General features: G+C 69.6%; 17 protein-coding genes and 1 tRNA gene. 13 read left to right on the forward strand and 5 right to left on the reverse strand.

The window, feature by feature from the left end; all coding sequences use genetic code 11:
* Positions 1-75: 75 nt before the first annotated feature.
* Positions 76-825 (forward strand): SDR family oxidoreductase, encoded by a 750-nt coding sequence (locus OG303_RS36240; protein ID WP_405873809.1) that lies wholly within the window; start codon positions 76-78, stop codon positions 823-825.
* 70 nt (positions 826-895) lie between these two features.
* The gene (locus OG303_RS36245) at positions 896-1,801 is read left to right on the forward strand and encodes an SDR family oxidoreductase (protein ID WP_405873810.1); all 906 of its coding nucleotides are present in this window, start codon (positions 896-898) and stop codon (positions 1,799-1,801) included.
* 62 nt (positions 1,802-1,863) lie between these two features.
* Here the strand turns inward: OG303_RS36245 and OG303_RS36250 are convergent, their stop codons facing one another.
* Complete coding sequence (locus OG303_RS36250; RefSeq protein WP_405873812.1) at positions 1,864-2,766, reverse strand: hypothetical protein; 903 nt, start codon at positions 2,764-2,766, stop codon at positions 1,864-1,866.
* Positions 2,767-2,929: 163 nt separating this feature from the next.
* Here OG303_RS36250 and OG303_RS36255 point away from each other — a divergent pair, with 163 nt between their 5' ends.
* Positions 2,930-3,721, forward strand: coding sequence for a S1 family peptidase (locus OG303_RS36255; RefSeq protein WP_405873813.1), 792 nt, complete (start codon positions 2,930-2,932; stop codon positions 3,719-3,721).
* Between the two features lie 4 nt (positions 3,722-3,725).
* Here the strand turns inward: OG303_RS36255 and OG303_RS36260 are convergent, their stop codons facing one another.
* Positions 3,726-5,483: a glycoside hydrolase family 35 protein gene (locus OG303_RS36260; RefSeq protein WP_405873815.1), complete on the reverse strand. Its 1,758-nt coding sequence runs from the start codon at positions 5,481-5,483 to the stop codon at positions 3,726-3,728.
* A gap of 139 nt (positions 5,484-5,622) precedes the next feature.
* On the opposite strand from OG303_RS36260, the gene OG303_RS36265 reads away from it, so the two are divergent.
* The 7 genes from OG303_RS36265 to OG303_RS36295 all read left to right on the forward strand — a co-directional run bounded on the left by OG303_RS36265 (position 5,623) and on the right by OG303_RS36295 (position 14,491).
* The gene (locus OG303_RS36265) at positions 5,623-6,513 is read left to right on the forward strand and encodes a helix-turn-helix domain-containing protein (protein WP_405873817.1); all 891 of its coding nucleotides are present in this window, start codon (positions 5,623-5,625) and stop codon (positions 6,511-6,513) included.
* An 11-nt stretch (positions 6,514-6,524) separates the two neighbouring features.
* Positions 6,525-6,875 (forward strand): chorismate mutase, encoded by a 351-nt coding sequence (locus tag OG303_RS36270; RefSeq protein ID WP_405873818.1) that lies wholly within the window; start codon positions 6,525-6,527, stop codon positions 6,873-6,875.
* 140 nt (positions 6,876-7,015) lie between these two features.
* Positions 7,016-7,567 carry a two-component system response regulator gene (locus tag OG303_RS36275; protein ID WP_405873819.1) on the forward strand — a complete coding sequence of 184 codons (552 nt, stop codon included), beginning with the start codon at positions 7,016-7,018 and terminating at the stop codon, positions 7,565-7,567.
* A gap of 56 nt (positions 7,568-7,623) precedes the next feature.
* The gene (pepN, locus tag OG303_RS36280; RefSeq protein ID WP_405873820.1) at positions 7,624-10,206 is read left to right on the forward strand and encodes an aminopeptidase N; all 2,583 of its coding nucleotides are present in this window, start codon (positions 7,624-7,626) and stop codon (positions 10,204-10,206) included.
* A gap of 274 nt (positions 10,207-10,480) precedes the next feature.
* Positions 10,481-11,860, forward strand: a complete 1,380-nt coding sequence (locus tag OG303_RS36285; RefSeq protein ID WP_405873821.1) for a pyridoxal phosphate-dependent decarboxylase family protein — start codon at positions 10,481-10,483, stop codon at positions 11,858-11,860.
* Entirely contained in the window at positions 11,857-13,293 is a 1,437-nt protein-coding gene (locus OG303_RS36290) for a lysine N(6)-hydroxylase/L-ornithine N(5)-oxygenase family protein (protein ID WP_405873822.1), read from the forward strand. The genes OG303_RS36285 and OG303_RS36290 overlap by 4 nt, the downstream gene beginning before the upstream one ends.
* Before the next feature lie 49 nt (positions 13,294-13,342).
* Positions 13,343-14,491 (forward strand): GDSL-type esterase/lipase family protein, encoded by a 1,149-nt coding sequence (locus tag OG303_RS36295; RefSeq protein ID WP_405873823.1) that lies wholly within the window; start codon positions 13,343-13,345, stop codon positions 14,489-14,491.
* On the opposite strand, the gene OG303_RS36300 is transcribed toward OG303_RS36295, so the two are convergent.
* Complete coding sequence (locus OG303_RS36300) at positions 14,488-16,284, reverse strand: bifunctional metallophosphatase/5'-nucleotidase (protein ID WP_405877664.1); 1,797 nt, start codon at positions 16,282-16,284, stop codon at positions 14,488-14,490. The genes OG303_RS36295 and OG303_RS36300 overlap by 4 nt on opposite strands.
* Positions 16,285-16,433: 149 nt before the next feature.
* On the opposite strand from OG303_RS36300, the gene OG303_RS36305 reads away from it, so the two are divergent.
* Together OG303_RS36305 and pyk are read left to right on the forward strand one after the other, a co-directional pair.
* On the forward strand, positions 16,434-17,150 hold the full coding sequence (locus OG303_RS36305; RefSeq protein ID WP_405873824.1) for an SIMPL domain-containing protein: 717 nt from the start codon (positions 16,434-16,436) through the stop codon (positions 17,148-17,150).
* Between the two features lie 176 nt (positions 17,151-17,326).
* A complete protein-coding gene (gene pyk / locus OG303_RS36310; RefSeq protein ID WP_405873825.1) occupies positions 17,327-18,763 on the forward strand; it encodes a pyruvate kinase in 1,437 nt (478 codons plus the stop codon).
* 14 nt (positions 18,764-18,777) lie between these two features.
* On the opposite strand, the gene OG303_RS36315 is transcribed toward pyk, so the two are convergent.
* Together OG303_RS36315 and OG303_RS36320 are read right to left on the reverse strand one after the other, a co-directional pair.
* Positions 18,778-19,566: a helix-turn-helix domain-containing protein gene (locus OG303_RS36315; RefSeq protein ID WP_405873826.1), complete on the reverse strand. Its 789-nt coding sequence runs from the start codon at positions 19,564-19,566 to the stop codon at positions 18,778-18,780.
* A gap of 105 nt (positions 19,567-19,671) precedes the next feature.
* Positions 19,672-19,746: transfer RNA gene (locus OG303_RS36320), tRNA-Leu, on the reverse strand.
* 99 nt (positions 19,747-19,845) lie between these two features.
* On the opposite strand from OG303_RS36320, the gene OG303_RS36325 reads away from it, so the two are divergent.
* On the forward strand, positions 19,846-20,502 hold the full coding sequence (locus OG303_RS36325; protein WP_405873827.1) for an ANTAR domain-containing response regulator: 657 nt from the start codon (positions 19,846-19,848) through the stop codon (positions 20,500-20,502).
* The last annotated feature ends 63 nt before the right edge of the window (positions 20,503-20,565 follow it).

The following is a 20,565-nucleotide window of genomic DNA, read 5'->3' on the forward strand; positions in this document are numbered from 1 at the left end:
CGCCCGGACCCCCAGCAGAAAGGCAGGCCGGCTGGGGCGGCCGGAGCGGACCTCGCGAGGCGAACCTTGAGTGACTTGCGCCGGCCGCAGCTGAGCGGCAGGACCGTCGTCGTCACCGGCGGCACCCGAGGCGTCGGGGCCGGGATCGCGAAGGCCTTCGTCGAGGCCGGTGCGCAGGTCGTCGCCTGTGCGCGCAGAGCGCCCGAAGTGCCGGTCGAAGGCGTCGAGTTCGCGTCCGTCGACCTGCGCGACCCGCCCGCCGTACGCGACTTCTTCGCCGCGCTGCCCCGGCTCGACGTCCTCGTCAACAACGCGGGCGGCGGCCCCTACCGCCTCCTCGCCGACGCCGATGCGGAGCGCCACGCACGGGTCCTCGAACTGAACCTCGTCGCCCCGCTGACGGCCTCCCTCGCCGCGTACGAGCACCTCCGGCGGGCCAAGGGCTCCGTCGTGATGATCGGCAGCGTCAGCGGCAGCCGCCCCTCGCCCGGTTCGGCGGCGTACGGGGCGGCCAAGGCGGGCCTGGACCACCTCGCCCGCTCGATGGCCGTGGAGTGGGCGCCGCAGGTCCGCGTCAACACCCTCGTCGTCGGCATGGTCCGCACCGAGCTGGCCCACCTCCACTACGGCGGCGAGGACGGCATCGAGGCGGTCGCCGGCACGGTGCCGCTGGGCCGGCTGGCGACGCCCGCCGACGTCGGCGCGGCCGCCGTCTTCCTCGCCTCCGACGCGGCCGCCTACATCAGCGGGGCGAGCCTGCTGGTGCACGGGGGAGGGGAGCGGCCGGCGTTCCTGGACGCGGCGACCGCCAACAAGGAGACGTGAGACCTGGCGGCGAGGAGAGGTGAGAACGGCCGGCAAGGAGGCGTGACAACTGCCAGCAAGGAGGCGTGAGATGAGCGGAATCTGCGATGGGCGGGTCGTGGTCGTCACCGGTGCGGGCCGTGGGCTCGGGCGGGCGCACGCGCTCGCGTTCGCGGCGGAGGGGGCGCGGCTGGTGGTCAACGACCTGGGCGTGGGGCTCGACGGGGCACCGGGTCCCGACAGCCCGGCGGGGCGGGTCGTGGACGAGATCCGCGCGGCGGGTGGCGAGGCGGTCGCCCACGGCGGCGACATCGCCACCGTCGAGGGGGCATCGTCCCTGGTCGCGACCGCCCTCCACACGTACGGCCGACTCGACACCCTCGTCAACAACGCCGGCTTCCTGCGCGACCGGATGCTCGTCAACCTCGACGAGGACGACTGGGACGCCGTCCTGCGCGTCCACCTCAAGGGCCACTTCCTGCCCCTGAAGCACGCCGCCGCGCACTGGCGGGCGGAGGCGAAGGCGGGACGCACGCCGGTGGCGCGGATCGTCAACACCAGTAGCGGAGCAGGGCTGTTGGGGTCGGTCGGGCAGGGGAACTACAGCGCCGCGAAGGCCGGCATCGTCGGCCTGACGCTGGTCGCCGCGGCGGAGTTCGCCCGCTACGGCGTCCAGGTCAACGCCGTCGCGCCCGCGGCCCGGACGCGGATGACGGAACGTGCCTTCGCCGAGACGATGACGGCGCCGGCGGCGGGCTTCGACGCGATGGCTCCCGAAAACGTCTCACCTCTCGTGGTGTGGCTCGGCTCCGCCGCGAGTGCGGGGGTGAGCGGGCGGGTTTTCGATGCGGAGGGCGGGCGGATCACGGTCATGGAGGGGTGGCGGCCGGGGCCGAGTGCCGACAAGGGGGCGCGGTGGAGTCCGGGGGAGGCGGGGGAGGCGGTGCTGAAGCTGGTGGCGGAGGGGGAGGCGCCGGGGGCGGTGTACGGGGCGTAGCCCCGGGCTGGGGGCGCCAGCCCCCGGTGCACGCCCGCTGCCGCGGCGCCGGGTGCCCCGCCCTACGTATCGCACTCCAGCACCGTCCTGCACAACGCACACCGCGCGCGGACGCGCCCCCGTACCGGCACTCTGATGCGCTGATGGCAGGTGGGGCAGGGGAACGACACCCTGAGAGGGCCTCGGCCGTCGGGGGTGAAGGTGTACGGGACCTCCGGACGGGACGCTCCCGCCTGGGTGTGGGTGTTCTGGGCGTGGCGGCGGTCGCGGGCGTAGCGGCGGCGGCCTGCCCAGCCGGCCGCCGTCAGAGGGGGCTGTTGCTCGTCGTGGCGGGCCTGGGCCATGCCCCGGTTGTAGGCCTCGTAGGCCTGGGGGCTGGTGAACCAGATGGCGGGGTCCTCGTTGAAGACCAGCGCGCGTTTCGCCAGGACGTAGCCGAATTCCTCGGGGGTCAGATAGCCGAGCTTCTGGGAGGACGCCGAGTCCTCCCGGTAGGCGTCCAGCAGCAGCCAGCCCGCCCCCAGGTACGTCGTCGCCGTGTCCGTGAGGATCTCGTTGTCGCGGGTGCCGGGGAAGGCCAGGTCCAGGCGGTGCAGATAGACGTGCATGACCTCGTGGGCCAGAGCGGCGCCGATGTCGCGGCGGTGGGTGCGGAAGCGGTCGTTCAGTTCGATGAAGTACTCGGGGCCCGCGGCGAGTTCGACGTTCGCCGCGTGCTCCATCTCGCGGAAGCCGACGATCATGCGGGCGTCCGGGAGGTGGTAGTGGCGGACCAGTTCGCGGGCCACCCGCTGCGCGCCCAGATACAGGTCGTCCGTGTCGGCGAAGGCCACGTCGGCGGGCGCCACGCTGCTCGAGAACGTCTGGATCGTGTCGTACGACAACCGTCTGTAGAGCGCGGTGATGGCGGCCCGCACCGTCTCCAGGTGTGGGTAGCCGTGCTCGACCGGTCCGCCGTTCGCCACGCCTGAACCCCCAAGACGCCCTGCACCCGATTCCACTCTACGGGGAGGTGAGCGGATTTTCCCTGGCCGGGTTCCCTGGCCCGGGCGTGACCTCCGTCCTTGTCATGCGCGCCTCTTGATCTTCATACTGCGGGCCGCCGAACCCCCCACGAAAGGACGTCCGTTGACCCGAACCATCTCCAGACGCGGCTTGACCTCGGCGAAGCGCGCGGCGGCCGCTGCTGCCGTCGCCCTCGCCGTCGCAAGCCTCGAACCCGTCGCCGCGCAGGCCGCTCCCGTGCCCGTCGTCGGAGGAACGCCCGCCGCGCAGAGCGAGTTCCCGTTCATGGTGCATCTCTCCATGGGCTGCGGCGGCGCGCTCTACAAGAAGGACGTGGTGCTGACCGCCGCCCACTGTGTGGACGGCTCCGGCAGCAACACCCGTATCACCGCCACCGCCGGTGTCACCGACCTCAACTCTTCCTCCGCGATCAAGGTGAGGTCGACCAAGGTCAAGCAGGCCCCCGGCTACAACGGCGAGGGCAAGGACTGGGCGCTGATCAAGCTCGCCCACCCCATCGATCTGCCCACCCTGAAGATCGCCACCAGCACGCGCTACAACAGGGGCGTCTTCACCATCGCCGGCTGGGGCGACACCAAGGAGGACGGCGGCACCGGCTCGACCAAGCTCCTCAAGGCCACCGTCCCCTACGTCCCCGACAGCCAGTGCAAGTGGCACTACGGCAACCGGCTGGTCCCCAAGGACGAGCTGTGCGCCGGTTACCCGCAGGGCGGGGTCGACACCTGCCAGGGCGACTCCGGCGGCCCCATGTTCCGCAAGGACGACGCCGGCCGCTGGATACAGGTCGGCATCGTCAGCTGGGGCGACGGTTGTGCCCGCCCGGGCGTGCCCGGTATCTACAGCCAGGTCAGCACCTTCGCGGGGGACATAGCCCGGGCGGCTGCCGCCCTCTAGAGGGTCAGACGGTTCGCAGGACGACGGCCCCCGATCCGGTCGGCCCCGACTCCTCGAACTCCAGCAGCCACACCTCGTTCTCGCCCTCGCGCAGCACCGGGCCGGGCACGTACAGCGCGTGCTGCGGGCCCGCGGACCAGTAGCGGCCCAGGTTGAAGCCGTTGACCCACACGAACCCGCGGGTCCAGCCCGGCAGTTCGAGCCGCGCGTCCCCGGCGCCCCGCACCGTGACGGTGCCCCGGAACAGCCCCGGGGCACCGTCACCGGGAAGCCGCCGCAACGGGACGTCCCCGATGTCGTCCAGCGCGTCCAGGCGCAGCCCACGCGCGCGGACATCGTGCAGATACTGCCGCTCGTGCAGCAGGCCACCGGTGATGCCCTTGGGCTCGCCACTGGTCGGCCCGTAGTTGACGCGCCCCAGGGACTCCACCCACAGCTCCACGCGCGCGTGCCCGGCGACGGGCTTCTTGAGCTGCTCGTCGCCCTCGGTGAGCACACCGGCCCGCTCACCGTCGACATGGACCACGGCCAGGTCCCGCAGACCGCGCGCGATCAGCGGATACGGCTGCCGCGGACCCGGCACCGTCACCGCGTACCGCACGAGCCCCCGGTCCACGTCCAGTTCCTCGAAGGTGGGCGGCACGGGAGCCGAGGTCTCCGGGCCACCCCGTGCGTCCAGTACGACGTCCAGGGGCGCCCACTCGGTCAAGGCCGCGTCGGCCGGCGCGCCCAACCGCGCGGGTGCGGGCGGCGGTTCGGGCAGCGGCTCCCCGGCGTACTGGGCGAAGACCTCACGCAGACGCCAGAACTTCTCCGTCGGATGTCCGAACTCGTCGATCGGGGCGTCGTAGTCGTACGACGTCACGTCGGGCTCCAACGGGCCCTCGTGCAGGGCGCCGCCGCCCCTGTTGGCGCCCGCCCAGCCGGCGAAGTTGGTGCCACCGTGCGCCATGTAGAGGTTGACCGAGGCCCCGCACTCCAGGATCTCGCGCAGGGCGGCCGCGGCGTCATCGGCATCGCGGGTGACGTGCTCGCCGCCCCAGTGGTCGAACCAGCCGCACCAGAACTCCATGCACATCAGCGGCCCCTCGGGGCGGTGCCTGCGCAGCGTCTCGAAGCCCTCGCGCGCGTGGGAGCCGAAGTTCACCGTGGCGAGCACACCGGGGATCGAACCGCCGCTGAGCATGTGGTCCTCCGGGCCGTCCGACGTGCACAGCGGCACCGTGACGCCCTCAGCGCGCAGCAGGTCGACGAGGCCGCGCAGGTACTCGGCGTCCGAGCCGTAGCTGCCGTACTCGTTCTCGACCTGCACCATGATCACCGGACCGCCGCGGTCGATCTGCCGGGGCACCACCTCGTGCAGCAGACGCTGGAACCAGCGCCGCACATGCCCCAGGTACCGCTCGTCGCGGGTACGCACGCGCGTGCCCAGCTCGCCCGTCAGCCAGTGCGGCAGGCCGCCGTTCTCCCACTCGGCGCAGATGTACGGCCCCGGCCGCACGATCGCCCACAGCCCCGCCTCCCGGGCCGCGTCCAGGAAACGCCCCAGGGCCTGCACGTCCTCGAACCGACCCGGCCGCGGCTCGTGCAGGTTCCACGGGACGTACGTCTCCACGCAGTTGAGGCCCATCGCCCGCAGCATCGCCAGCCGGTGCCCCCAGTGCGCCTCGTGCACCCGGAAGTAGTGCAGCGCACCGGACAGCAGCCGCACCGGCCGCCCGTCCAGCAGGAAATCCGTGTCCCCGACCCCGAACTCGTTCATGTGCCCCACCCTCACCCCCTGGCGGCGACCACGTCCATGGACAAAGATCACCGCTACTTGGACCGAAACACCGGACCCGGACACCGGCGCGAGACACCGGACCGGGACGCAGGCCGAAGCGGCGGTGGAAGGAGCGCGGATGTACCACACCTGGATGCGGTTCTTCACGCCCGGACCGGCCCACCACCGGCTCGGCCTCGTCTGCCTCGGCGTCGGCCTGCAGTACGGCCCACTGCCCACCGTCGGCCCCCGCACCCTCGACCACCACGTCGCCGTCGTCATCAACGCGGGCGGCGGCTGGTACGAGGCCCCCGACGGCCGCCGTACGACCATCACCGCACCCGCACTCCTGTGGCTCACCCCCGGCGTGCCGCACCACTACGGAGCCGACGCCGACGGCGGCTGGGACGAGGGGTTCGTCGCCTTCGCCGGGCCCGCCACCACCCCGTACACCGAACTCGGCTACATAGAGCCGGACCGCCCCGTCGTCCCCCTCTCGGACACCACGGACCCGCGCGGCGTGATCGGACGCATCGCCCGCGCCGCCCGCCGCGGCAACCCCCTCCTGGAGGTGGAGACCGGCGCCGCCGTCCACGAACTCCTCGTCGCCCTGCGCCGCGCCAGAGCCGACCTCGCCCCCGACGGCGACCCCGTCCTCAAGGCCCTCGCCCGCGACGCCTGCCTGCCCCTGTCGGTCGCCGACCACGCCACCCGGCACGGCATGACCCCCGCCGAACTGCGCACCGCCGTCCGCCGCGGCGCCGGCTGCAGCCCCAAGGACTACCTGCTCGGCATCCGCCTGGGGCGCGCCAAGGAACTCCTCGCCGCCACCGAACTGCCCGTCGCCGCCGTCGCCCGCCGCGTCGGCTACGACGATCCGGCCTACTTCTCCCGCCTGTTCACCCGCCGCGTCGGCATGCCCCCCGTCCGCTTCCGCGCCCAGCAGTACCGCACCGTCCCCGGCGGCTGGAGCAACCAAGTCCCCGACCCCGACGATCCACCGATGATCGAACGCCCGCACGCCACGTAGGGTGGACGCCCATGACCACCAGCAACACCGGCACTCGCGACGTCGATCCCGCCGTCCGCGAGGAACTCGCCCGGCTGCGCGACAGCATCGACAACATCGACGCGGCCGTCATCCACATGCTCGCCGAACGCTTCAAGGCCACCCAGCAGGTCGGCCACCTCAAGGCCGCACACCGGCTGCCGCCCGCCGACCCGGCCCGCGAGGCCCGCCAGATCGAGCGCCTGCGCGCCCTCGCCGAAAGCGCCAAACTGGACCCGGCATTCGCCGAGAAGTTCCTGAACTTCATCATCGCCGAAGTGATCCGCCACCACGAACGCATCGCGGAAGACGCAGTCAACGGCTCCACAAAAACGGCGAATTGACCCCGGAGAAGGCTGCAGAGGGCGTGACAGGAGGGCCCGCAGAGGGCATGCTGCGCTGTGCACTCCTTGTCAGCTGACGGGCACTGCCCGTCAGCACCTCGGACATCAGCTGGTTGTCCACGCGGGAGGGACGACGGGCCATGCCGGATGCCAAGATCCTCATCGTCGACGACCACGAGGACACCCTGTACGCCCTGGAGAGCGCCCTCGCTCCCCTGGGCTATCTGCTGGGCCGCGCCACCAGCGGCGACGAGGCCCTCAAACAGGTGCTCCGCGGACAGGTCGGCCTCCTGCTGCTCGACGTCCGTATGCCCGGCGTCAGCGGCCTGGACGTCGTCCGCTACATGCGCCGCGTCGAGCAGACCCAGCACATCCCGGTCATCCTGCTCACCGGCTTCGGCCCGGACCACGTACTGACCTCCGCGGCCTTCGGACTCGGCGTCGCCGACCTCGTCATGAAACCCATCGACCCCTGGGCCCTGCGCACCAAGGTCCGCTACCTCTACGACGCCCACCGCCGCCACCTCGACCTGCAGCGGCAGGTCCGCGACCTGCGCGCCCTGGTCAAGGACCACACCGAGGCAGACGGGCCCACACCCCGCACATCCGCCCTGCCCCACCCCGACGCCCGCGTCCCACTCCAGCGCGCCAACCAGGCGCGCAACGGGGAGCTCGAAGGGGGCCGGACATAAGGCGCGTACCGATCCGCCCCTGTGCCTTGTCAGTGCCATCGGGCAGCATTGCCTGCATGTCCGTATTGACGCGCGACGAAGCGCAGACCCGTGCCAAGCTCCTCGACGTCCACCGCTACACGATCGACCTCGATCTGACCACCGGCGACGAGACCTTCGACTCCCGCACCGTCATCCGCTTCACCGCCGGCACGGACGCGCACACCTTCGTCGAGCTCAAGCCCGCCGAGCTGCGCTCCGCCACCCTCGACGGACAGCCCATCGCCCCGGAGACCCTGGACGGGAACCGGCTGCCCCTGAAGAACCTCACCGCCGGCGAGCACGAGCTGCGCATCGACGCGAGCATGCGCTACTCCCGCACCGGCGAGGGCATGCACCGCTTCACCGACCCCACCGACGGCGAGACCTACCTCTACACCCAGCTGTTCATGGAGGACGTCCAGCGCGTCTTCGCCGCCTTCGACCAGCCCGACCTCAAGGCCGTCTTCGACCTGACCGTCACCGCCCCCGAAGGCTGGAGGGTCCTCGCCAACAGCACCACCGAACACCTCGGCGACGGCCGCTGGCAGGCCGCCCCCACCCCCCTGATCTCCACCTACCTCGTCGCCGTCGCCGCCGGCCCCTGGCACTCCGTGCACACCGAACACCGCGACCTGCCCTTCGGCCTCCACTGCCGCCGCTCCCTGGCCCCCTACCTGGACGCGGACGCCGACGAACTCTTCGAGATCACCAAGCAGTGCTACGACCGCTACCACGAGAAGTTCGAGGAGCCCTACCCCTTCGACTCCTACGACCAGGCGTTCGTCCCCGAGTTCAACGCCGGCGCCATGGAGAACCCGGGCCTGGTCACCTTCCGCGACGAGTTCGTCTACCGCTCCGCCGTCACCGACACCGAGCGACAGACCCGCGCCATGGTCATCGCCCACGAAATGGCCCACATGTGGTTCGGCGACCTCGTCACCCTGCGCTGGTGGGACGACATCTGGCTGAACGAGTCCTTCGCCGAATACATGGGCTACCAGACCCTCACCGAGGCGACCCGCTTCACCGACACCTGGACCGACTTCGGAGTCACCCGAAAGCCCTGGGGCTACGACGCCGACCAACGGCCGTCCACCCACCCCGTAGCCCCCGAGAACGTCGACGACACGGCCTCCGCCCTCCTCAACTTCGACGGCATCTCCTACGCCAAGGGCGCCTCCGCACTACGCCAACTCGTGGCCTGGCTCGGCGAGAAGGACTTCCTCGCCGGCATCAACACCCACTTCGCCCGCCACAAGTTCGCCAACGCCACCCTCGCCGACTTCATCGACTCCCTCGCCTCCGCCACCGAACGCGACGTACACGCCTGGGCCGACGCCTGGCTGCGCACCACCGGCGTCGACACCCTCACACCCGAGGTCCGCGCCGAGGACGGAAACTGGCACCTCGACATCCGGCACGAGCGCGGCGCCGGACTGCGGTCCAAGCCCGACCCGGCCCACAACCGCCACGGCCTCACCCACCTCACCACCCTCGAATCACCCGGCGGCAGGCGCCCGCACCGCATCACCATCGGCGTCTACGACCACGACCTCCACGACGCCCGCCTGCTGACCCTGCGCGACCGCCTGGAGGCGGACCTCCCCGCCACCGGCAACATCGGCATCAGCGCCGCCGGCCCCCGCCCCGCCCTCGTCCTCCTCAACGACGGCGACTTCACCTACGCCAAGATCCGCTTCGACGCCGAATCCCTCGACGCCGTCCGCACCGGCCTGTCCGGACTGCCCGAACCCCTCACCCGCGCGGTCGTCTGGAACGCTCTGCGCGACTCCGTCCGCGACGGCGAACTCCCGCCCACCGCCTACCTCGAGGCCGCCCGCGCCCACCTCCCGCACGAGACCGACCTCGCCCTCGTCCAAGGCGTCCTCGCCTTCGCCGCCGCGCAGGTCACCGACCGCTACCTCACCCCCGAGCAGCGCCCCGCCGCCCTCGCCACCCTCACCGACCTGTGCCGCGACCTCATCCGCCGCACCGAGGACGGCGACCACCCCGGCCTGCGCCTGATCGCCGTACGCCACTTCATCGACGTCGCCGCCCACCCCGACACCATCGCCGCCTGGCTCGCCGACGGCACCGTCCCCGGCGGCCCCGAACTCGACCCCGAGCTGCGCTGGCGCGTCCTGGGCCGCCTCGCCGTCCTCGGCGAGGCCGACGAGGCCGCCATCGCCGCCGAACTCGACCGCGACCCCTCCGCCACCGGCCAGGAAGGCGCCGCCCGCTGCCGCGCCGCCCTGCCCGACGAACAGGCCAAGGCCAAAGCCTGGCAAGCCATGTTCGGGGGCGACGAGCAGACCGACCTGTCCAACTACCTCTTCATCGCCACCGCCCAGGGCTTCTGGCAGCCCGAACAGGCCGACCTGGTACGCGAGTACGTGCCGCGCTACTACCAGGAAGCGGTCGCCGTCGCCGCCCGCCGCGGCCCCGCCATCGCCGAGGCCGCCGGCCGCTGGGCCTTCCCGGCGTACGCAGTCGACGAAGAGACACACCGCCTGGGCGAAACCTGCCTGAGCGACGCCGACCCGATCCCCTCCCTGCGCCGCAAACTGGTCGACCAACTCGACGACCTGGCACGCGCGTTGCGAGTCAGGGAGGCGTAGGACGCCGATAGACGCCGGGCGGGCACTTCAGCCCGTCCGGCGTTCGAGGACGAGTCCGTTCAGGCCGAAGCGAGGGCCTGGCGGCGGCAGCCCCCAGACGACACCCCCACCACCGGCGCCACCACTACCACCACCACGAACACCGCCCCCTTCGGCTCAAGCCCCGCAGGACCACGTACCCACTTTCGGGTCCGATCGTTGAACTTTTCGGGCACGCGCACGCATCCGCGTACAAGCTGGAACTCCCTCTGCCTGCGCGCCCGGGAGGAACTCCATGAGCACACCGAGCCTCGCCTCGGGCCCCCAAGGCCCGCGCGCCCTGCGGCCGTTGCTCGACACCGTGCTCGACGCCCTCACCCAGGGCGCCCACGCACGCGGGGGACCCCTGCCCGCCGGCGGCCCCGACACCGTGACCGCACGCGTGCGGGCCGCCGTCGGCGACGTACTGCCGCAGCACGGCGACCCCGACGCCCTGCGCATCCTCGTGCAGGCCCTCGCCGAAGGCGCCGCCGACCCCGCCGACCCGCTGTGCGCCGCCCACCTGCACTGCCCGCCCCTGGCCGTCGCCACCGCCGCCGACCTCGCCGCCAGTGTCCTCAACCCATCCCTGGACTCCTGGGACCAGGCCCCGGCCGCCTCCGAAATCGAAGCCCTCCTCACCCGCGCCCTGGCCAAAGAAGCAGGCGCCGCCGACGCCCTCGTCACCACCGGCGGCACCGAATCCAACCAACTCGCCCTGCTCCTGGCCCGCGAGACACACGGCGCCGGCCTCCGCCTCGTCTGCGGCGCCAACGCCCACCACTCACTGCCCCGCGCCGCCTGGCTCCTCGGCCTGCCCGACCCCGTGATCATCCCCACCCCCACCGGCACCCTCGACCCCGCCGCCCTCGACGAGGCCCTCACCGCCCTCCCCGGCCCCCACGGCTCCGTCGTCGTAGCTGCCACCGCCGGCACCACCGACGCAGGACTCATCGACCCCCTCCCCGAGATCGCCGCCCTCAGCAGCGCCCACCACGCCCGACTGCACATCGACGCCGCCTACGGCGGAGGCCTCCTCTTCAGCGACCACCACCGCGCACAGCTCACCGGCCTGGACCGCGCCCACACCATCACCCTCGACCTGCACAAACTCGGCTGGCAGCCCATCGCCGCAGGCCTCCTCGCCGTACGCGACCCCCACGACCTCACCGCCCTCCACCAGCACGCCGACTACCTCAACGCCGACGACGACACCGAAGCCGGCCTCCCCGACCTCCTCGGCCGCTCCCTGCGCACCACCCGCCGCCCCGACGCCCTCAAGATCGCCGTCACCCTCAAAACCCTCGGCCGCACCGGCCTTAGCGCCCTCGTCGACCAAGTCTGCGACCGCGCCCGCGAGTTCGCCGCCCTCGTCCACGACCATCCCGGCTTCGAACTCCACGACCGGCCCACCATCAGCACCGTCCTGTTCCGGCCCGCACACACCACCGACGACGCCGTCGCAGCCGTACGCCGAAACCTCCTCCACCAAGGCCGCGCCGTCCTCGGCCGCGCCCGCCTCGACGGCCGCCTCTGGCTCAAGGCCACCCTGCTCAACCCCGACACCCGCACCGACGACCTGGCCGCCCTCCTCAAAGCCGTCGAAGAAACCGTGGAAGGAAACACCCCCCGATGAGCACCACCCCCCACCCCCACCCCCCACACCACGAGCCCGACGCACCCCGCGACCTCGTCGGCATCGGCATCGGCCCCTTCAACCTCTCCCTCGCCGCCCTCGCCCACCCCCTCGCCGAACTCGACACCGCCTTCTACGAACAGCGCCCCACCTTCGGCTGGCACCCCGGCCTCCTCATCGACGGCGCCCGCATCCAAGTCCCCTTCCTCGCCGACCTGGTGACCCTCGCCGACCCCGCCAGCCCCTGGACCTTCCTCAACCACCTCAAGGCCCAGGACCGCCTCTTCCCCTTCTACTTCGCCGAGCGCTTCCACATCCAGCGCACCGAATACGACGCCTACTGCCGCTGGGTCGCAGGCAACCTCCCCGGACTCCACTTCGGCCACCAGGTCGACGCCGTCCGCTGGAACCCCGAACGCGACCTCTTCGAAGTCGACTTCACCCAACTCGACACCGACGGAGAAGCCGAAGCCCTCGGCCGCACCTACACCAGGAACATCGTCCTCGGCATCGGCACCCAACCCCACGTCCCCGAACCCCTCAAACCCCTCGTCGAAGCCCCCGGCGTGCCCGTCGTCCACGCCGCCGACTACCTCGCCCACCGCGACACCCTCCTCGCCGCCGAACACGTCACCGTCATCGGCTCGGGACAATCAGGCGCCGAAATCTTCCTCGACCTGCTCCGCGCCCGCCCCACCGGCCGCGAAAAACTCCACTGGCTCGGCCGCACCGAAGCCTTCGCCCCCATGGAGTACTCCAAGCTCGGCCTCGAACACTTCACCCCCGACTACACCCGCTACTTCCACGCCCTCCCCGAAGGCGTCCGCGACCGCCTCGTCACCACCCAGTGGCAACTCCACAAAGGCATCGACGCCGACACCATCGCCGCCATCCACGACGAGCTCTACGGCCGCACCCTGCACGGCGGCTGGCCCGACGTCGTCCTCACCCCCGGCGTCCGCGTCCGCACCGCAGGCCGCCTCGCCACCACCAAGGTCGAACTCCACCTGGAACACCCGCAGCAAAACACCCGCTCCCGCCTCACCACCGACGCCGTGGTCCTCGCCACCGGCTACCGCGAACGCCCCCTCGACCGCATCCTCGCCGGCCTCGACCCCTACCTGCGCCGAGACAGCCGCGACCGCCCCCGCATCGACGAACAGTTCCGCCTCGCCCTCGACCCCGCCATCAGCGGCTCCAACTGCCACGTCTACGTACAGAACGCCGAACGCCACACCCACGGAGTCGGCACCCCCGACCTCGGCCTCGCCGCCTGGCGCAGCGCCACCATCCTCAACTCCCTGACCGGAAAAGAGACCTACCCCCTGCCCACCCGCACGGCCTTCACCACCTTCGGACTCGACCAGCAGCAACCGCACATCCCGCAGGCACGACAGGCCCAGGTCCTCACCCCACTCGTCGAGCAAAGATAAGAAGCCGCACCACGGGGAAGAACCCCGGCGGCGGAGGCGTTGGCCCGCCATGACCACGACCTGGATCGCAGCCCACCGCACCGCCGTCATCAACCCCCACGAAGGCTTCCACCTCTTCGAACCCCGCTCCTTCACCGACCAGACCATCAGGCAGACCCTGCGGCTGGCCGGAGGAGGTGACGCGCTCCGTGTGCGCCTCAGCAACCGCTACGGCAAAGAACCCCTCGAAATCGGCGGCGCCCACCTGGCCGTACGCACCCACGGCAGCCGCATCGACCCCACCAGCGACACACCCCTGCGCTTCCTGGGCGCCGAAACGGCCACCGTCCCCGTCGGCGAGGAAATCATCAGCGACCCGGTCGAACTGCCCATCAGCGCAGGCGAAGAACTCACCATCAGCCTCTACCTGCCCGGCGACACAGGACCGACCACATACTCCGCGGTCCCCTACGACACCGGACACGCCGCCGACGGCAACCAGATCTCCGCCGAAGTCCTCGACGACGCAGAGGAGCTGCCCCTCGGCCACTTCCTCACCGGCGTCGACGTCCTCGCCCCCGAAGACACCCGCATCGCCGTCGCGTTCGGCGACTCCTGGATCGAGGGCGCGGCCACCACCCCCGGCAACGACAACAGCTTCCCCGCCCAACTCGGCCGCCGCCTCACCCGCGGCTGGATCGTCAACCAGGGCATCTCCGGCAACCGCCTGCTCACCGACGAGGTCGGCGAACACCTGCTCTCCCGCATCGACCACGACGTCCTCGACGTACCCGGCGCCAGCCACGTCCTGATCCACGTCGGCCTCAACGACATCGGCCTGCCCGGCGCCATCGCCTTCCCCGAAACCGGCCAACTCCCCACCGCCGACGACCTCATCACCGGCCTCACCGCCCTCGCCGACCGCATCCACACCGCCGGACTCATCGCCATCGGCGGCACCCTCGGCCCGTACGAAGGCACCATCTACGACGGCGTCGACACCCCCGAGGGACAGGCCGTACGCCGCCAGGTCAACGACTGGCTCCGCGGCCCCGACCACCCCTTCGACGCCGTCGTCGACATCGCCGCCGCCGTCGCGGACCCGGACCAACCCGCCCGGATCCGCGCCGAGTTCAACGCCGGCGACGGCCTCCACGTCAACGACGCCGGCGCGAAAGCCATCGCCGACGCCGTCGACGTAACCCTGCTGGACCTCTAGAACACGGGGGTTCCGTCCCGCGTCAACTTCCAGTCCACCGACGCGAAGTCCTTCGGATCCAGCACACCCTTCGCCGTCACCCACTCCGCGATCCGCGTCCGGATCTCCGTCGACTCCGACCACACCTCCGTCGCCGACGCCACATGCGGGAACGCACCACCACCATTGGCACGGTAATTGTTCACCGCCAGCACGAACTGCTGCGCGTCATCCAGCGCGGCACCGCCATAGGTCAGGTTCTTGATCCGCGACCCCGCCGCCTGAGCGACATCGATCTCGTACCCGAGCCCCGACACATAGTCGTAGTTGTAGTCCGGGCGGCCGTTCGCATTGGTCAGCTTCTCCACGTCGACCACCGCACCGGCCGCCGTCTGCACGAAGTACTCCGCCGAATACTCCAGATACGCCCGCAGCTGCGCACCCGTCATCAACTTCGCGACCAGCGTGTTGTCGTACACATACAGACCCGACAGATCCCGGATCGTCACCTCACCCGCCGGAATCTCCGAAGTCCGCGAGAACGGCGACGCCTGCGCGATGACCGGCAGCGAAGCAAACGAAGTGCCCGCCAGCGCCGCCTTCACCACGTCCTCCTGGACCTTGGTGATCAGATCGATGATCGGCGCATCCTTGTACCGCGCCTCGAGAGTCGTCAGCGCCTGCGTCGCCGTACCCACCACCTGGTTGACGTACTCGACGACCTTCGCATGCTCGTCCGACAACAACTTCGTGATCTTCGGATCGTCCGCGACCGACTTCGAGTTCAGCAACGACGCGGCCACCGACTCGACCTCCCACCGGCCCTTGCTGAACACCAACTCGAAGTCGAACAGGCTCAACCGCTCGGCGAAGCACAACGGCTCCGACAACACGACCGTCCTGCCCGTCTGCTCATTGGTGACCTTCAACTCCGGTATCTCCACATGCGCGTGCCCGACCAGAATCGCGTCGATCCCCGGCACCCGCTGAGCCACCAACGCCGCCGAATTCTCGACATACGGCAACTGATCACCATACGACGACGTCCCCGACGAACCCGAATGCGCCGACACGACCACGACATCCGCACCCATCGCCCGCAGCTTCGGCACCCACTTCGCCGCCTGCTCCTCCAGCCCCGGAAACGTCAACTTCCCCTGCACATACGCCTTGTCCCAGATCGCGATACCCGGATTCGTCAGACCCAGCACCGCAACCTTCACCGGCGGCAGACCCGGAACACGCAACGTCTTCATCAAATACGGCGGGAAAGCCGGCTTCTGCGTCTTCGCGTCCAGCGCATTCGCACCCAACAGCGGGAAATGCAGCTGGTCCTCGAACTTCCGCAACGTCTCCAGGCCGTAGTTGAACTCGTGGTTGCCCAGCGCCGCGGCGTCGTACCCGATCGCGTTCATCGCCTGCGCCATCGGATGCACCGGACCACCCTTCGCGGTGATCGGATCAACCTTCGCGTAGTAGTACGTCAGCGGAGTGCCCTGAATCGTGTCGCCCGCATCCAGCAGCAGCGTGTTGCAGCGGCCCTTCTCGGCCCGCACCTGGTTCACCAGCGTCGAAATACGCGCCAGCCCCATCGCGTTGCCGGCCGCGTCGCCGTACTCCGCGTCCTTGAAGTAGTCCCAGTTGAAGACATGACCGTGCAGATCGGTCGTGCCCATCACAGTGAACGAGTACCGCTTCACAGGCCTCCTCGCCTCCGCAGCCTCGGCCGCCGGAGCCGCCACCGCACCCGCCAGCGCCACCCCCGCCCCGGTCGCGGCCGACTTCTTCAGGAACTTCCGACGGTTCAAGGGCATGTCTGGATCTCCTAGAGGAACGGTCAACAACGCGCGTAGATTCTGACCCGGACACGGCAAGAGACAACAGACCCCGCAGGTTTCGATCTGATGACCCAACCCCGCCACCCCCAGCCCGAAAACAGCCAAGGAGTGACAGAGTTGGACGTATGACCACCCCTCCCACAGACGACTCCCACCCCGCCGTCCCCTACGGCACCCCCGACGCCCCCCGCATCGCCGTCCGCGGCGAAGCCCGCCTCGAAGTCGACCCCGAAATCGCCCGCATCGGCATCACCGTCACCTCCCGCGGCAAAGACCGCCGCGCCGCCCTCGACGACCTCACCCGCCGCAACACCACCGCCCTCGACCTCATCAAGACATACGGCGACGCAGTCGAACACCTCGAAACCGGCTCCTTCTCCATCACCCCCGAACTCAAAGAACACGGCCGCGGCGAACGCATCCACGCTCACCACGGCCGCGTCCACATCACCGCCGAACTCGCGGACTTCACCGCCCTCGGCGAACTCACCACCCGCCTCGCCGACCTCGAACTCACCCGAGTCGACGGCCCCTGGTGGGCCCTCAGACCCGACTCACCCACCCACCGCCAAGCCCGCCAACAAGCAGTCAAAGAAGCAGTCCAACGAGCCAGGGAATACGCCGAAGCACTCGGCACCACACTCGCCGCACTCGTAGAACTCGCCGACATCGGAGCCGAAGACGCACACCCCTACCCACCCGCCCCCGGCACCCGCATGCGCTCCATGGCCTACGGCGCAGCCGCCGAAGACACCCCGGCAGCACTCGACCTCGAACCCCAACGCCAACGAATCTTCGCCGCAGTCAACGCCCGATTCACCATGGCCCCACCACAGCTCTAAAGCTCTGAAGCTCTGAACACCGGCACCGCAATATCCACATACACAAGGCCGTTCGAATGCTCATCAGAGCACGTCCGCGCACAATTCAATACTTGTCAACGACCCTTCACCCAAAGGTTGTTGAGCAGTCACGCACCACCAATTCGCTACCCACCGGTAAGGCCTAGGCTCACACCATGCGCCGAGCAAAAATCGTCTGCACCCTCGGGCCCGCCACCGACACCTACGACCAGATCAAAGACCTGGTCGACACCGGAATGGACGTCGCCCGATTCAACCTCAGCCACGGCACCCACGCCGAACACGAGGAGCGCTACCAACACGTACGAAAGGCCTCCGACGAAACCGGCCACAGCGTCGGAACCCTCGCCGACCTTCAGGGCCCGAAGATCCGACTCGGCCACTTCACCGAAGGCCCCGTACTCCTTGAACGCGGCGACACCTTCACCATCACCGTGGAAGAAGGCGCCGAAGGCAACGGCCACACCTGCGGCACCACCTACCCCGGCCTCGCCACCGACGTCACCCCCGGCGAACGCATCCTCGTCGACGACGGCAAAGTCTGCCTCGAAGTCACCACCATCGACGGCCCCCGCATCCACACCACCGTCATCGAAGGCGGCATCGTCTCCGACCACAAAGGCCTCAACCTCCCCGGAGTCGCCCTCTCCGTACCCGCCCTCTCCGACAAAGACGAAACCGACCTGCGCTGGGCGCTGCGCACCGGCTTCGACGTCATCGCCCTCTCCTTCGTCCGCAGCGGCCGCGACATCAAAGACGTCCACCGCATCATGGACGAGGAAGGCCGCCGCCTCCCCGTCATCGCCAAGGTCGAAAAACCCCAGGCCGTCGACGCCATCGACGACATCGTCGCCGCCTTCGACGCCATCATGGTCGCCCGCGGAGACCTGGGCGTGGAGATGCCCCTCGAACAGGTCCCCATCGTCCAAAAGCGAGCGATCAAGCTGGCAAAGCGCAACGCCAAGCCGGTCATCGTGGCCACACAGATGCTCGACTCGATGATCGACAACTCCCGCCCGACACGAGCGGAGGCGAGCGACGTCGCGAACGCCGTCATCGACGGCACGGACGCCGTGATGCTCTCCGGCGAGACCAGCGTCGGCAAGTACCCCATCGAGACCGTCCGGACGATGGCGAAGATCGTCGAGGCGGCCGAGGAAGACATCCTCGCCAAGGGCCTCCCGCCCCTGACCGAACACAACAAACCCCGCACCCAGGGCGGCGCGGTCGCCCGCGCGGCAGCAGAAATGGGCGACTTCCTCGGCGCCAAGTTCTTGGTCGCCTTCACCCAGTCCGGCGACACAGCCCGCCGCCTGTCCCGCTACCGCTCCCCGATCCCGCTCCTGGCCTTCACCCCGGAGCCGGCAACGCGGTCGCAGCTCAACCTGACGTGGGGCGTGGAGACGTTCCTCGGCCCCGCCGTGGACTCCACGGATGCGATGGTCTCCCAGGTGGACGAGCTGCTGCTGAAGTACGGCCGCTGCCAGAAGGGCGACGTCGTGGTCATCACGGCGGGGTCGCCGCCCGGGGTGTCCGGCTCGACGAACATGGTGCGGGTGCATCACATCGGGGAGGACGACAGCCCCAAGTAGCTTGCGCTGGGCGGCTAGTACTTGGGGCCCACGTGGGTGTCCATCAGGGCTACGGAGGCTTTGCGGGCGATGGAGATGTTGAACGGGTCGCTGCCGCGGGCGAGCGTGGTCCACTCGACGCCGACCTTGTCGAGTGTGTTGGTGAAGAGCCTCCGGATGTCGTCCGACTTGTTGGCGAAAAAGTAGCGCGGGTATTCGTAGCGTTTGCGTTCACCGGCTACGAGGCGGGTGGTCCAGTTGGTGATGCGGCAGCCGTCGGAGTGGATGAGGCCGCGGATGAATTCCCACGGGTGGGCGTCGACAATGGCTTGCTGCCAAGGTTCGAGGGTGATGGAGCGCTCGTGCTTCTTGCCGGGGCCGTGCTGGGGGAAGAGGCAGTACAGGTGCTTGGAGTAGACCTTCACGTTGCGGCAGCCGATCTTGCGGACGCGGCAGACGGAGTTGTCGGGGAACACTGAGCGCATGGCTCGTTCGCAGTCATCCATGAGCCCGGGCCAAGAGTCAGCACACGTGATCATGAGGTTGGGTACGCGGTGCGCGGAGTGGTGGCTGATATGGCCGTCGCCCAAGTAAAGCCCGAGCAAGTAGCTGTATGCAGCTGTGTCGAGGTCTCGTCCATCGCACTGAGGGCACTTCGGATCGTGCCCCCCGGGGCATTCGCCGCGTTTCGCGCGATCGAGGTGCTTCCAGTACGAGATGGTGCCTGGCGGCACGTTGAACTCGCGGGCGACCTCTGCGTTCTTCGCGCCGTTGCGGAGTAATGCCAGGGCCCTTTGTCGAACCTCAGTTCCGTGGAAGATCATGTGGACACTCTGTGCGAGCGGCCGGAGTGGCGTGCAGCAAAAAGCGGATGTTCACGAGAACGGGAACATCCGCTTCTTGGGTCAACCTTGGAATCTAAGGAAAAGTGCCCCAGGTGGGATTCGAACCCACACTGTCCGCTGTTTGAGAGCGGCCTCTCTAACCGGTTGGAGTACTGGGGCCTTCGAAAGGAAGGAGAACTGCAACCCCTCGCGCACCCACCTTACCGCAGCTAGGTAGGCTCTTGTCAGCAGCACCCCTGCCCTGAACAAGGAGCCCCCGTGACCGCCCCCGAGTCGCCCCAGCCCGTAGACGCGCCCGACGACGACAAGTCGCACGTGCCTCCGCTGACGACCCGTGTCGTCATCGCCGAGGACGAGGCCCTGATCCGTCTCGACCTCAAAGAGATGCTGGAGGAGGAGGGCTACAGCGTCGTCGGTGAGGCCGGTGACGGTGAGCTGGCCATCGAGCTCGCCCGTGAGCACCGGCCGGATCTCGTGATCCTCGATGTGAAGATGCCGAAGCTCGACGGCATCTCGGCGGCCGAGAAGATCGCCGAGGAGCGGATCGCTCCGGTGCTGATGCTTACCGCGTTCTCGCAGCGCGACCTTGTGGAGCGAGCCAGGGACGCGGGTGCGATGGCCTACCTCGTGAAGCCGTTCAGCAAGAGTGATGTCGTGCCGGCCATTGAGATGGCGGTCTCCCGGTTCACGGAGTTGAAGGAGCTGGAGAACGAGGTCGCCGACCTCACGCTGCGTCTGGAGACGCGGAAGCTGGTGGATCGTGCGAAGTCGGTTCTGCAGACCGAGTACGGGTTGAGTGAGCCGGCTGCGTTCCGGTGGATCCAGAAGACGTCCATGGATCGGCGGATGTCGATGCAGCAGGTCGCGGAGGCGGTCATTCTGGACGCGGACGAGAAGAAGGCGGCCAAGGGCTGACCTCGAGGACCCAAGCGCATAACGAGGCCCGCGTCCCTGTTTCAGGGGCGCGGGCCTCGTCGT

Origin of the sequence: Streptomyces sp. NBC_00005, assembly GCF_045160215.1 — a bacterium.
In the GTDB taxonomy this organism is placed as follows: domain Bacteria; phylum Actinomycetota; class Actinomycetes; order Streptomycetales; family Streptomycetaceae; genus Streptomyces.

Bases quoted from the DNA above. Each gene is read 5' to 3' on its own strand.
- OG303_RS36245 (WP_405873810.1), top strand. From the start codon at position 896: ATGAGCGGAATCTGCGATGGGCGGGTCGTGGTCGTCACCGGTGCGGGC.
- OG303_RS36260 (WP_405873815.1), bottom strand. From the start codon at position 5,483: ATGAACGAGTTCGGGGTCGGGGACACGGATTTCCTGCTGGACGGGCGG.
- OG303_RS36265 (WP_405873817.1), top strand. From the start codon at position 5,623: ATGTACCACACCTGGATGCGGTTCTTCACGCCCGGACCGGCCCACCAC.
- OG303_RS36270 (WP_405873818.1), top strand. From the start codon at position 6,525: ATGACCACCAGCAACACCGGCACTCGCGACGTCGATCCCGCCGTCCGC.
- OG303_RS36275 (WP_405873819.1), top strand. From the start codon at position 7,016: ATGCCGGATGCCAAGATCCTCATCGTCGACGACCACGAGGACACCCTG.
- pepN (WP_405873820.1), top strand. From the start codon at position 7,624: ATGTCCGTATTGACGCGCGACGAAGCGCAGACCCGTGCCAAGCTCCTC.
- OG303_RS36285 (WP_405873821.1), top strand. From the start codon at position 10,481: ATGAGCACACCGAGCCTCGCCTCGGGCCCCCAAGGCCCGCGCGCCCTG.
- OG303_RS36290 (WP_405873822.1), top strand. From the start codon at position 11,857: ATGAGCACCACCCCCCACCCCCACCCCCCACACCACGAGCCCGACGCA.
- OG303_RS36295 (WP_405873823.1), top strand. From the start codon at position 13,343: ATGACCACGACCTGGATCGCAGCCCACCGCACCGCCGTCATCAACCCC.
- OG303_RS36300 (WP_405877664.1), bottom strand. From the start codon at position 16,284: ATGCCCTTGAACCGTCGGAAGTTCCTGAAGAAGTCGGCCGCGACCGGG.
- OG303_RS36305 (WP_405873824.1), top strand. From the start codon at position 16,434: ATGACCACCCCTCCCACAGACGACTCCCACCCCGCCGTCCCCTACGGC.
- pyk (WP_405873825.1), top strand. From the start codon at position 17,327: ATGCGCCGAGCAAAAATCGTCTGCACCCTCGGGCCCGCCACCGACACC.
- OG303_RS36315 (WP_405873826.1), bottom strand. From the start codon at position 19,566: ATGATCTTCCACGGAACTGAGGTTCGACAAAGGGCCCTGGCATTACTC.